We start from the raw sequence: 11,366 nt of genomic DNA, 5'->3' as shown, positions 1-11,366 counted from the left end.
CTGATGAACCCTATTGGCCTGGCAATTACCGCCATTGCTGCAGCGGCATACCTGATCTATCGCAATTGGGCGCAAGTCAGTGCCTTCTTTAGCGGGCTATGGGCATCCATCAAAACCAGCTTTAACAGCGGCATCGCGGCCCTGAGTGCGTTTATAGAAGGCTGGCACCCGGTAGAAAAATTCCGCAGCATGATGGCGTCTGTGTATGGTTATTTCACCATGGAGCTACCCGCTAAATTTAGCGAGTTTGGCAGCAACATGATGCAAGGCCTGGTGAACGGCATCACCAGCGCGGCTGGCACCGTGCGCGATACCATCAGCAATATGGCGGATAACGTTGTTTCATGGTTTAAAGAGAAACTGGGCATTCATTCGCCGAGCGTGGTCTTTGCAGAGCTGGGGCAATTCACCATGCAAGGCTTGTCTATCGGCATTGAGAAAGCCCAGGCGCTGCCATTGGACAAGCTGCAAGGAGTAACCAAGCAAATGACGGCCATCGGCACCGGCCTGGCATTTAGCGCGGCAATTAACCCGGCATTCGCGCAGGTGCCACCGCCATTATTTAACCCACAGGCGGCCGCCCTGGTGCAGTTTGCAGCACAAAGGCAAGAACCGCCACGCCTGGCCGAGCCTATCAAGTTTGATCGCCGCCCGCCAGTGCAAGCGCAAGGCAGCAGCGCGGCCAGCGCAGGCGGTAGCCCAGCACCAGCCGCAAGCAATATCCAGATTGTGATTAACCCGCCAGCAGGCATGGACCCGCAAGCCATTGCCAAAGCCGTGGCCGCCGAGCTGGACAGACGTGAACGACAGCAGAGCCAGCAGCGCCGGTCTGCCATGCATGACTATGATGAATCGTAGGAAGGACGACACAAGATGATGATGAGTTTAGGCCAGTTTGTATTCAGCCTGTCCACGGCTGCGTATCAGGAATTCCAGCAACAAATCGAATGGAAGCACCCGAACACCAGCCGCGTGGGTGAGCGTGACGCGCACCAGTTTTTAGGCCCAGGTGACAACACCATCACCTTGTCCGGCTGGATGGCCCCCGCCTTTGCCGGTGACCCGGCGTCTTTGGATGATCTGGAAGAAATGGGCGATGCTGGCGACGCCTATGTGCTGGTGGAAGGCACCGGCCGCATATACGGGCAATTTCTGATCACGAATTTGACCAAGGGCAAAAACACCTTTCTGGATGATGGCATGCCGCAGAGGATAGATTTTTCTCTCAGTTTGAAACGGGTAGATTTAGGCGACCAGGTAGACCCGCACACAGGCGGCCCGGATCTGGGCAATGATGTCATTGAATGGGAAGAGGTAGATTTAGAATGAGCCACAACAAACCCGCCTTTGCCATTACCCTGGACGACCAGGACATTACCAGCAAAATCTACCCGCGCCTGGTCAGCCTGACACTGACCGAGGCCAGAGAAAACGCCGTTGACGAACTCAACATCACCATAGACGACAGCGACGGCCGCGTGGCGATACCGCGCAAAGGCGTCAAGATCACCTTGCAGCTAGGCTGGGAACATTCCGGCATGGTGGACAAAGGCAGCTTCGTGGTGGATGAAGTCGAACACGAAGGCGCGCCAGATATGCTGGTCCTGCGCGCCCGCAGTGCAGAGATGGCAAAGCCAGTACGCACCCGCAAAGACCGCAGCTTTGACAAAAAGACTGTGGCCGATATCGTCGGCCAGATTGCCAAGGACAATGGTTTAACACCCAAGGTCAGCCAAAGCCTGCAAAGTAAAATCATTGACCACATAGACCAGACCAATGAGTCAGACATTAATTTTTTAAACCGGCTGGGCAAACGCTTTGATGCGGTAGCCACCGTCAAAAAAGACGCCCTGCTGTTCTTGCCCATTGATGAAGGCAGCAACAGCAAAGGCGAAAGCCTGCCCACCATCACCCTGGAACGCCGCGACGGCGACAAACATCGCTACCACACCGCCAGTCGCGACGCCTACAGCGGCGTCCGCGCCCAATGGCATGACCCCAACGACGCTAAGGAAAAAAGCGAACTGATAGGCGAAGACGACAACCCAAAACGCCTGCGCCACACCTACCCCAATCAAGAGGCGGCAGAGCAAGCAGCAAAGGCAGAGATGAACCGGGTAAAGCGTGGCAAAGCGACTCTGCAATTTACCCTGGCCCTGGGCAGGCCAGACATTACGCCCATGATGGGCGTACGCATCCCCAGCTTAAAAGCACCTATCGGGGACACGGACTGGATCATCGTAAAAACCACACACAGTGTCACCGCGCAGGGGTTCACTACGCAATTGGAGCTGGAGACGAGGAAGGGGCAGGAGGAAAAGGACGCGGGGGCTGTAGAAGAGTCAGAGCAAAAATGATAAGCTAACTAAATGGCAAGGCTTCCAAATTTAATACCTCCCCCAGTGTGAACAATAAATATGTCAACCGATCAAGATATGAGGATGAGACTAATGTATGTCATTCGCCCAAAAGATGAGTTAATTTCTGTCATGAAGAATATTCTTCACCCAGAGGACCTGGTGAATTTGTCCCGTCCCTTTATAGTGATGACTGAAGAACATCCGTTTGAGCCGTATTTTGAGGGCTATCAACCTGGCATTATTAAGGCTTGCAAGGAAGAATACTTAATGTACGAGTCAAAATTCAAATGGTTATGGACCGCCGAATTTAGAAATGCCATCGGTATCGGCGTCGGCAATACTATAGATGCCTTCGTAGAGAAAAAAGATTTGCGAGATTTTTTTGATAGATGGTGGCAAATAGAACGCGCTGGTGACTACATTGAAATAGGACCGAAATGGTTATTACCTAGTGAATCGGATTGAGGCGCTGTTCGGAATCAACCCACATGAGGAAAAATGAAAGAACCGACTTTACTTGAAAAAAAATTGGCCGAATTAAAAGCCAGAATTCAGCGGGCAGAAAATGACATTTTTCTTGCGGACTTTTTTGGCGTTGCTAAAGAAAGCTTCACTTGGGTGGAGAATAAAGACATTGGAAAACTATCTGTAAATGTACCGTCGTCAAAAAATCGAATTTTTATATCCAAGGCTTACAATGACGTCTTGCTAAAGCACTCCTTTGAACTCGTGGAAAAATTTATACAATTCTCTAAGTTTGAAAAAATCTCTGTTTCTTTCACACTTCCAAATGGCGACTTTCCCGATTGGTTTCACTTAGATGCGAACCAATTTTATGATTTGGCAATTAAACTTTTCAGACTGTCTCGCAGTGTTGACCTAGTACTCAAAAGCGGCAATGATATCTACGTTTTTTTTATCCCAGAAGATGACTTATTAATTTTTCAGTCGCGGGAAAATTAACTTTCGCGTAATCGCCCGCCGGGTTTGAAATGTATGAATGTCTGACCTGCCCCCTCGCCCTTATAGTTATTTCAACAGGATTATGATAACACTAGCAATGAAGTCATGGAAAATGGGACTGCAAACGGTTTCATTAGTTCAGGCTGTGAAACAGTATTCAACAGGTTCACTCATTAAAGCTAAATTTGAAGTTGATCGATTATTAACTGGAGAATCGGTAGCTTTGCAGTTTGCTTCGGAAGCGGAAAGAGATGATTTTAAAACTAAGGCGGAAGTTTTCGGTGTTATTTTCGATTAGCAGCGCGTAATCGCCCGCCGGGTTGGAAATGGATGAATGTCAGACCTGACCCCGTCCTTTGCGTGACCCCGTTCCTCCGCAATTTTTCAACAGAAAAGTCAATAAATGAAATTCTCAGAGCTTCTTGATAAGCATATGAAAGATGACGATGTCATCGACGTGCTCGAATCTTACGATATCAGCGTAATCTATGATTTCGATAGAACGCATGAAGGTATGGATGACGTCTATTGGGCGGCCTCGACTGATGCAGGCTTTCAGTTCCGATTCGACAAAAATCAAATGCTTGATACTATTTTTCTTTATATGGTGGCTCGCGAAGGATTTACTCCAATTTCCCGAAACAATATCGATGTACCGGTTTTCGACACCTTTGATGACGCTGAGCGTGAATGTCGTTCGAAAGGCATTCCCTTCAAACAGAGTCAAGGCACACCGGGTTCCGATATGTATAAGTGGTGGATTAAACTTGATTATGGGACGCACACTGCGCACTACCAATTTAAGGAGGGTACACTTCGCATGGTAACTTTGGGGGCTAGAACGAGCTCCCAATAATACTTTGATTGTCCGGATTGGGGCGATATCACCAAGCCCGCGTAGGGGCGATTAGCAGCGCGTAATCGCCCGCCGGGTTGGAAATGTATGAATGTAAGACCTGACCCTGCCCTTTATTTTCTTGAGAAATCTTACTTTCTTATAAGCTGAGGCAGGTCAATTAATTAATGGTTCAATTCATGAATAAAAGTGTCCGGTTTTCTATTGCCGCAACAGCCTTTGGCATAGCTCAGTGTGCTCAAGCCAGTAATATGTCAGGCGCTTTGTCCATTGCGTTCGGTATTCCGGTAATGGTTGTGGCCTTAATCATTTACGGCACTCTGGCAGCCTATGGGAAGCTTTATTACTGGCTCCTTGTTGCTGCCATAGGGCTCTTCATTCCATTAACATTGTTCGGTATATTAATGGGTAAAGATGCTTGGTACAACATTGTTGGGGTGCACGCTAGCACAGAGTGGGGTTACTACTCGTGGAGTTATTACTTGCTCTGCATATTGATCTTTCTTTGCTTCTTGAAAATGCTCAAAAATCAAAATGAAGAGAATTAATATGAGTTTTGAGTCTAAACAAGCGAGCAGTATAGCGGCTGCTTGTCGAAAAGAGGGCTTGAACGTAGTGGAGAAAATTGATGATACTCCTCGCTTTCTGCCTACCAACGAGATAACAAATATGGCACTAATAATTGAAGACGATCATTTGGCAAAGCAAGTGTACAAATTTGCTCTGCAAAACGGTATTACTGTCCGGCATATTGAAGACTGAACCCGCGTTGGGACGATAAGTGCCGCGTCATCGCCCGCAGGGTTTAAGATGGATGAATGTCAGACCTGACCCAGCACCGCCGTTCAATTTAGCGTTATATGTTACTACTATGCCCCCTAACGAAAGAGACTTTCAAATTGGCACTTACGTTCAGAAAAACCCTGAATCATGGGTTGCAAACGACTTTGACTCTTGGGGGCGGGGGATAGGCATTGGCGAAATTGTTGAGCCACCATTTCTACTCGGCGATGGGGAGCTAGATATTCGTTGGCCTGCAGGTAGGTGCTTCGAAACCACCGATCAATTATTGCCAGCAAGTCCTCCAAATGACCATTCCGTATAGCATTGCGGTCAATTTGAAGTTAGTCCGTAGGGGCGATTAGCGTCGCGTAATCGCCCGCCGGTTTGAAAATGTAGGAATGTTAGACCTGACCCCTGACCCTGCGCCAAGTTGGAAATATAGAATGTCAGACCTGACCCCTAGTCCCGTTCCGCCCCTCCTGACCCCTAGCCGTTCCGCCCCTCCAGCATCTGTAAGTCAAGAAGCGCTATCCAAAATTTTATGTAGTTCTGAATAATTACCGTCGAGCAGCGGAGTGCTGTTGTAGAAAAACTGCGAACTGAATTTTCCCTCTTCATCTATTACCAATAGAAAGCCGGTCCACTCATCACCATTTTTAATTGAAACTTCATGCAACTCCTCTAAGGCGTCGATAGTCTCGCAAGAACCACCCACTTCATGCCCGTCGTATTTGGTCATTTCGGGCGAACACCAGCATCTTGCCGTTGACTTATTACGTTTAGTCCCATCGTCGCAGCTAAGTAGCTCATAGTAATGGACAATTTTTCGCCATCCTTTTGGTGCAGTGTATGCAATCTCTTGCACGATTAAATTTACTAGTTCCGCAATTTGTAATGAATTCATATTTCTGGCATTGAATTTAAAAATGTATGAATGTCAGACCTGACCCATGGCCCTGAACTTCATCTACAGTATCAAACAGATGGTGGGCTAGCCAGTCATAACGCACTGTCCGGTTGTAGCGTTCCACATAGGCATTTTGCTGCGGCTGCCCAGGCTGGATATATTCAATCCTGATCCCGCGTCGATCAGCCCGTAGGGGCGATTAGCAGCGCGTAATCGCCCGCCGGGTGGGAAATGTATGAATGTCAGACCTGACCCCTTGCCCCGTTTTTTCCGAGATTGAGATTTCAAAATCACTCGTTTTCATCGTTTTATGCCTTTCGCTATTTCAACCCATTTATTCAGGGCATTTATTACTTTATCCAGTGTCGGAAATGTATGAATGTGAGACCTGACCCCAAGCCCGCTCAGACCTGACCCCAAGCCCGCTCGATTTCCAAAATAATTCCTCTACCACATTAACTTTAATTGAATCTTTTAACATCGTAGGTCACGTAGAAAGACTCGTCACCATTAAGCAACTTGTCCAAAATCAGCTCGAACTCCGCTCGTAGAGCGTCTTTCATAAGGGTTTTGAAATCAAATCCTAATGCTACGCGATATTTGACGTGATCCACAAACTGGCCTGGCAAACGTACCCGGTAGTTCTTCACGTAATGGATATGTGACGAATCCCAAACATACACACCGTCAGACCATGTTTTCGATGGAATAGAAAATTGCTTCGTGATCGGATCTCTAATATTGCTCAGCCACTCATCGATTACTGTGCACGACTCCATATAATTGGCAATAGCATGCGCATCTTCTACACTCAACACATCAAGGTTATCTACTAAGCTGATAGAGCTGGTGCACTTGCCCCCTTCGTCCTCTATATATCGCGGCAATATCTTCATAGTTCACTTTCCTGGATTTGGATGAAAAACCTTAGCACGTAGGGGCAATTAGCGGCGAGTAATCGCCCGTCGGGTTGGAAATGTATGAATGTCAGACCTGACTCCGCTCCTGAGTATCAGATCTCTTGCGGTAGAGCGAACCCCGCACGCAATGAATTAAATACGAGATTGGTCAGAATATTGATCAATTTCGCCTAGCTGCACACCCGTTATTGCCATAGCTAGAAGCTTTTCTTTTACAGACTCACTAGCAATTAAAACGACGCGGTACGCATCATCTAAAAAAAACAAATCCTCATTCTGAATGAGACTTGAATTCAAAACTAATTTTTCAATGCCCGTGACAAGACCATATTTTTTCCCAGAAAAAATTGAATTAGTCTCATTAATAGCTTTTATCCTACGCATCACATGTAATGCAAAAAATTCTAAATTTTGCATCCCGCACATCAATTTAACAGGTACGAACTCAATATTGACTGCGGTACTTTCTAGTAGATTTTTTAGTCTCTTTGACACTACATTCAAAGATCCACATTCAAAAAAATCAGAAATATTATCAATCTTATCTTCTTGCAACGATAAGATAACCTTGTATGAGGTAGGAATTTCCCAGGCTTTAGTTTGAGCAATTGGCAACCTGCATTCGCCAGAATTTAACCAATCTAAATATGGATCAATCTCATATTTTTTATCAAAGTTAACAACGTAGTGCATTACTTTTGGCATCCTTGCTAATACTTGAATCAGTCTTTTATGTGAGGCATTAACTAATGAAATTTGTATCGATTCAATGCCCTCCACTGAGGAGCATGGTTTGGCACGGCCACACATTCTTTGTATTGCCCATCGTCCATTTTCTCGACACTGCCGACAGAGTGCTTGTTGCCGTCGTTGTAGCAATTGTCCTGAATTTGGCTTTCGTATTGTTGCTTTGTAGATGCGGGTAGCACGGTCGCTGCCATGACTGCGCAGAAGGCCAGTGACGCAAACATTACAAAACCTGTTGCATACTTTTTTAGCCTGCTTTGTTTTTGCGCCAATGCATGGCACTTGGCGCAGATTGTTTCTAGGTTTTTATTGCAAACGGTGTTGTGTATCGCCAAGGGTGCGGTGACGATGACATCTGTTCTTTGGTTTTCTGCACAAATTTGCAGCTCTGTTTGTTCGAATTCTGAACGTGCATTTACATGCAGGACAGTTGTAAAACGTGGGGCTTCATTCAACTGTCCTAAAACTGCTTGCCCGACACTCACTTCTACATCTGTTTCATTGCTTGTGTCGGCTACTACTTCTTTGATTTTTTTGCGCCAAAAGTGAAATGCTGTGACTCTGCGGTTAAGTTTCCATTAATAACCTGGTGCACTTCACCCTGAATGACATTTCGTGGTGCGTCATTAATTGGAGACATACCGCTGATCAAGGCCATTACTCCAGCTTGACCACGTTCATCTAAGGCCCGAAAACCAGTTATAAGCTGCCTTTCCCGCTCACCCAATGCATTAGCCGCTAAATCGCCAGTCAGAAGATAGACGACATCTACACCGATCTTGGATAGCAGAGCCAAATACTCCATATTCGGGGCACGTTCATCTTGCTCATAACTAACCTGTGCACGTTTTTGTACACCACCCGCAGCGGCGAAATCAGTTTGATTCAAACCAATCCGCTTGCGCTCTTCTTTTAGTCTTACCCCAAATGTGCTCATAAAATCACTAAATATTATTGACATGTGCGTTTTTTCACACTAATATCACGTTACTCCTAACGTAACACAATGATACATTATGTCCATTGACACACAAACATCATTCCGTCGCGCCCCCAGAATTAGCAAGGCTGCTCGTACCCCGATCAGCTTGTCGCCCGAAGAAATGGCGCAGGCAAATGCCTATGCCATTGCCGAGCAACGTTCCCTTTCTTCTTTCCTTCGCGTTACCTACCTTCTTGGTTTGAAGGCCTACGAACGCAAGCTCACGTCCAAGTAACCAGCCCAGACAGGATACGACCATGTATGCAGACAAAAAACGCATCAAGGCCAATAAAATGATGATCCGCTTTGATGATTATGAATTTGAGTTAATCAAGGCCATGGCCGCTTATCAGGGCGACCAACCTGCGGCATTTATGCGTGATCTGGTCTTGCGCGAAGCCATCGCTTTGCTGGGTGAACAAGTCCCAGAAATCTTATCTGCAAAGTAATCACTTTGACAGACACCATCAGGCCATTTTGAAGTAGACGAAACAAGAAGATGCCTTCACTCGATACCGATTTCACGGACGCTGAATTAGAAATACTTGAAAAAGTGCGTGTTCAATGGGGGCTGCGTGACCTTGATGAAACGGCTGAATTTTTGGCCAAGCGGTTTTTGCGCATGGGTATGCAGAGAATGACAGGCAGCGGCCGCGCCATGAATTTAGTTTCACTTGAAGATTTTGAAAGGACACCGGAATGAGAGTAATCGGTTTGCCATGCCCTCATTGCACGCAAGGTGTGCGCGCCATTAAAAGCCGCACCATGTCACCCATGTTTAAAGAAATCACGTACCGCTGCAATAACGTGGATTGCGGCCATGTGTTTGTGGCTGGTCTTGAGGTGTTGCGCACCTTGTCTTTGTCTGCCACGCCTGACTATAAGGTCAGGATACCTATTTCAAGGCATGCCCGACAGTCGGCCTTGAATCAGCTATCGCTGAATTTATCCGTCGGGTGACGCTAATCTAGCAGAACCAATTTAACCACTATTGCAGTAGCCAACATGCCTGTTTTCAGGCGTGAGGGACTTTTTTTACCTAAAACTTTTGGAGGCCTACATGCGTTTGACATTTGCATCCCGTTTTGTCCTTGCCAGGGCTATACGCAAGGAGCTGAAGGCCTTGAACAATGGCCCGCAGATTTGCCGCCTGTATAGCCAGGCGCTAATCGGCGAAATGATTCACGACTTAGGCGGCATGGCTGGGGAGTGGTGAGCATGAAACAGCCTGGTGATGATTTTACCCGCGACATTTTTAACAAGCCTGGCCGGGGCCGCCCTCGCAAGGTAAATGCCAAGACTGCAGCGCAGCGCGCCAAGGAATACCGCGACCGTCAGCGGGAACAGAAATTCAACTTTTTAAGGGGGCAGCGTCATGAAATTGCCTGATGAAGTCTATGTGGCGCTGTTGGGCGCCATCAGCCTGGGGATTGTGGAGAACGAACGTTTGCGGGGCATTGCCGAACGTCTGGAAGACATCGAGGCAGAGCAAGAGTATTCGCGCGACGTGCGCTTGCTAGAAGAAGGCCGCCAGTTGTTGATTAACGAGCAGCATAAATTTTCGTGACGTCACAAAAAATCATGCCTATTCCAGCAACCACAGACGACGAACTGCGCAAGGTACATGCCGCCCTGCGCATCACGGTGCCTTTTGAGCACTTGCCACCATTAATGCGCCACAGCCTGGCGATGGTGGCGCACTGCTGGCGTGGCCGAGTACCAGCGCATTTATTTGGCAGGCCTGCTGCAAAACCCAAAGACCAGGCGCAGCCCGGCAAGCAGCCAACAACAGACTTTAAACGCCGTGCAAGCGGTGATTTTGATTGAATGACTATGAATACCACACCTACCACTATAAACCTGTCAGACCGCGAACAGCAGCCCATCGTGTTCTTGACCGCCTACATGTACCCCAGCGAGCTGCAGCCCTTGAAAGAAATGCTGCAAGAAATGATGGATAAGGTTAATGGATATGATCCCGCACAAGCAGAGCTTTGGGGCGGTCTGTGCGCGCTTATGTTTGGGGTTAAGTCCGTAATTCAAAACTTGGATTCAGCGAACAGCAAGGCGGGCGCGTAATGGATGAATCGCTTCGTCACGAAATCTTGCAGCGCCTTGCTGAATTCAAGTTCAAGCCTGAACAAAACGGCATGCTGCGCGGGGGCATTTGCCCGGCCTGCCAGAAGAAAGAGCTGTATATCAATGCAGAACACCCTTGGGTGATTCGTTGCGGCCGCCTGAACAATTGCGGTGAAACCAGACACGTCAAAGACCTGTACCCGGATCTGTTTGATAACTGGTCTGAACGTTACAAGCCCACACCAGAAAAGCCAAACCCGAACGCGGCGGCAGATGCGTATATGCAGCATGGCCGTGGCTTTGTGCTGGCGAAGGTTCAGGGCATGTATACGCAGGAGTATTACTTTGACCAGGAGCTGAAGATAGGCAGCGCGACGGTGCGCTTTCCTTTTGGGAATGGTTATTGGGAAAGGATCATTGATCAGCCTTACCGCTTCGGCAAAAAGAAGGCGCACTTTAAGTATGGCTCCAAGTATTACGGCCTGTGGTGGAAGCCTGACCCGGTTGTGATTCAGGATAAACCGGAGATATGGCTGGTAGAAGGCGTTTTTGACGCGCTGGCGCTGATGCACCATGAAATCCCTGCAGTGGCCCTGGGTAGTTGCAATAACTACCCAGAGGAGGCATTGCGCAACCTGGCCACCTCGCGTGGGAACATGGATTGCCGTCTTGTTTGGGCGCTGGACGGCGACAATGCCGGGCGCAGCTATACCAAGAAGCATGTTGATAAAGCCAGGGCTGCAGGCTGGGAGTGTGCGGCTGCACAGAT

At 47.9% G+C, this 11,366-nt stretch carries 24 protein-coding genes and 1 pseudogene; 19 read left to right on the top strand and 6 right to left on the bottom strand.

Going from position 1 to position 11,366, the window contains the following annotated elements:
- The 9 genes from H8L47_RS28810 to H8L47_RS28770 form a co-directional block, all read left to right on the top strand.
- The coding region (locus tag H8L47_RS28810) for a phage tail protein (protein ID WP_456243389.1) at positions 1-858 on the top strand (858 nt) is incomplete at its 5' end.
- Between the two features lie 15 nt (positions 859-873).
- Positions 874-1,329, top strand: coding sequence for a phage tail protein (locus H8L47_RS28805; protein WP_186957274.1), 456 nt, complete (start codon positions 874-876; stop codon positions 1,327-1,329).
- On the top strand, positions 1,326-2,357 hold the full coding sequence (locus tag H8L47_RS28800) for a contractile injection system protein, VgrG/Pvc8 family (RefSeq protein WP_186957273.1): 1,032 nt from the start codon (positions 1,326-1,328) through the stop codon (positions 2,355-2,357). The genes H8L47_RS28805 and H8L47_RS28800 overlap by 4 nt, the downstream gene beginning before the upstream one ends.
- Before the next feature lie 60 nt (positions 2,358-2,417).
- Complete coding sequence (locus tag H8L47_RS28795) at positions 2,418-2,825, top strand: hypothetical protein (protein WP_186957272.1); 408 nt, start codon at positions 2,418-2,420, stop codon at positions 2,823-2,825.
- A 33-nt stretch (positions 2,826-2,858) separates the two neighbouring features.
- Complete coding sequence (locus H8L47_RS28790) at positions 2,859-3,323, top strand: hypothetical protein (RefSeq protein ID WP_186957271.1); 465 nt, start codon at positions 2,859-2,861, stop codon at positions 3,321-3,323.
- A gap of 37 nt (positions 3,324-3,360) precedes the next feature.
- A complete protein-coding gene (locus tag H8L47_RS28785; protein ID WP_222616722.1) occupies positions 3,361-3,621 on the top strand; it encodes a hypothetical protein in 261 nt (86 codons plus the stop codon).
- Between the two features lie 105 nt (positions 3,622-3,726).
- Positions 3,727-4,179, top strand: coding sequence for a hypothetical protein (locus H8L47_RS28780; RefSeq protein WP_186957269.1), 453 nt, complete (start codon positions 3,727-3,729; stop codon positions 4,177-4,179).
- A 179-nt stretch (positions 4,180-4,358) separates the two neighbouring features.
- A complete protein-coding gene (locus H8L47_RS28775) occupies positions 4,359-4,727 on the top strand; it encodes a hypothetical protein (protein WP_186957268.1) in 369 nt (122 codons plus the stop codon).
- Position 4,728: 1 nt separating this feature from the next.
- On the top strand, positions 4,729-4,941 hold the full coding sequence (locus H8L47_RS28770) for a hypothetical protein (RefSeq protein ID WP_186957267.1): 213 nt from the start codon (positions 4,729-4,731) through the stop codon (positions 4,939-4,941).
- A gap of 538 nt (positions 4,942-5,479) precedes the next feature.
- On the opposite strand, the gene H8L47_RS28765 is transcribed toward H8L47_RS28770, so the two are convergent.
- The 6 genes and pseudogenes from H8L47_RS28765 to H8L47_RS28740 all read right to left on the bottom strand — a co-directional run bounded on the left by H8L47_RS28765 (position 5,480) and on the right by H8L47_RS28740 (position 8,497).
- Positions 5,480-5,866 (bottom strand): antitoxin YezG family protein, encoded by a 387-nt coding sequence (locus H8L47_RS28765; RefSeq protein WP_186957266.1) that lies wholly within the window; start codon positions 5,864-5,866, stop codon positions 5,480-5,482.
- A gap of 52 nt (positions 5,867-5,918) precedes the next feature.
- Positions 5,919-6,056 (bottom strand): annotated as a pseudogene (locus H8L47_RS28760) (integrase core domain-containing protein); the annotation flags it as partial.
- 274 nt (positions 6,057-6,330) lie between these two features.
- Positions 6,331-6,765: a hypothetical protein gene (locus tag H8L47_RS28755; RefSeq protein WP_186957265.1), complete on the bottom strand. Its 435-nt coding sequence runs from the start codon at positions 6,763-6,765 to the stop codon at positions 6,331-6,333.
- Positions 6,766-6,921: 156 nt separating this feature from the next.
- Positions 6,922-7,482 (bottom strand): imm11 family protein, encoded by a 561-nt coding sequence (locus tag H8L47_RS28750; RefSeq protein WP_222616721.1) that lies wholly within the window; start codon positions 7,480-7,482, stop codon positions 6,922-6,924.
- A gap of 53 nt (positions 7,483-7,535) precedes the next feature.
- Positions 7,536-8,021, bottom strand: coding sequence for a hypothetical protein (locus H8L47_RS28745; protein WP_186957263.1), 486 nt, complete (start codon positions 8,019-8,021; stop codon positions 7,536-7,538).
- 32 nt (positions 8,022-8,053) lie between these two features.
- Entirely contained in the window at positions 8,054-8,497 is a 444-nt protein-coding gene (locus H8L47_RS28740) for a helix-turn-helix domain-containing protein (protein ID WP_186957262.1), read from the bottom strand.
- Between the two features lie 55 nt (positions 8,498-8,552).
- Between H8L47_RS28740 and H8L47_RS28735 the strand changes: the two genes are divergently transcribed.
- The 10 genes from H8L47_RS28735 to H8L47_RS28690 all read left to right on the top strand — a co-directional run.
- Positions 8,553-8,753, top strand: coding sequence for a hypothetical protein (locus H8L47_RS28735; RefSeq protein ID WP_186957261.1), 201 nt, complete (start codon positions 8,553-8,555; stop codon positions 8,751-8,753).
- Positions 8,754-8,775: 22 nt separating this feature from the next.
- Positions 8,776-8,967 carry a hypothetical protein gene (locus H8L47_RS28730; protein WP_186957260.1) on the top strand — a complete coding sequence of 64 codons (192 nt, stop codon included), beginning with the start codon at positions 8,776-8,778 and terminating at the stop codon, positions 8,965-8,967.
- A gap of 50 nt (positions 8,968-9,017) precedes the next feature.
- On the top strand, positions 9,018-9,221 hold the full coding sequence (locus H8L47_RS28725) for a hypothetical protein (RefSeq protein ID WP_186957259.1): 204 nt from the start codon (positions 9,018-9,020) through the stop codon (positions 9,219-9,221).
- Positions 9,218-9,478, top strand: coding sequence for an ogr/Delta-like zinc finger family protein (locus tag H8L47_RS28720; RefSeq protein ID WP_186957258.1), 261 nt, complete (start codon positions 9,218-9,220; stop codon positions 9,476-9,478). Before H8L47_RS28725 ends, H8L47_RS28720 begins: the two co-directional genes overlap by 4 nt.
- A 100-nt stretch (positions 9,479-9,578) precedes the next feature.
- Positions 9,579-9,734 (top strand): hypothetical protein, encoded by a 156-nt coding sequence (locus H8L47_RS28715; protein WP_186957116.1) that lies wholly within the window; start codon positions 9,579-9,581, stop codon positions 9,732-9,734.
- 2 nt (positions 9,735-9,736) lie between these two features.
- On the top strand, positions 9,737-9,907 hold the full coding sequence (locus tag H8L47_RS28710) for a hypothetical protein (RefSeq protein WP_186957257.1): 171 nt from the start codon (positions 9,737-9,739) through the stop codon (positions 9,905-9,907).
- Positions 9,894-10,085 carry a hypothetical protein gene (locus H8L47_RS28705; protein ID WP_186957256.1) on the top strand — a complete coding sequence of 64 codons (192 nt, stop codon included), beginning with the start codon at positions 9,894-9,896 and terminating at the stop codon, positions 10,083-10,085. The genes H8L47_RS28710 and H8L47_RS28705 overlap by 14 nt, the downstream gene beginning before the upstream one ends.
- Positions 10,086-10,099: 14 nt before the next feature.
- Positions 10,100-10,345, top strand: a complete 246-nt coding sequence (locus H8L47_RS28700; protein ID WP_186957255.1) for a hypothetical protein — start codon at positions 10,100-10,102, stop codon at positions 10,343-10,345.
- 6 nt (positions 10,346-10,351) lie between these two features.
- Complete coding sequence (locus H8L47_RS28695; protein ID WP_186957254.1) at positions 10,352-10,597, top strand: hypothetical protein; 246 nt, start codon at positions 10,352-10,354, stop codon at positions 10,595-10,597.
- Positions 10,597-11,366 (top strand): toprim domain-containing protein (locus tag H8L47_RS28690; RefSeq protein WP_186957253.1); only part of this gene is annotated, 770 nt, incomplete at its 3' end. The genes H8L47_RS28695 and H8L47_RS28690, both read left to right, overlap by 1 nt.

Origin of the sequence: Undibacterium umbellatum, assembly GCF_014284125.1 — a bacterium.
GTDB classification, from domain to species: domain Bacteria; phylum Pseudomonadota; class Gammaproteobacteria; order Burkholderiales; family Burkholderiaceae_D; genus Undibacterium; species Undibacterium umbellatum.
This window is presented reverse-complemented; position numbering and strand designations above follow the sequence as displayed.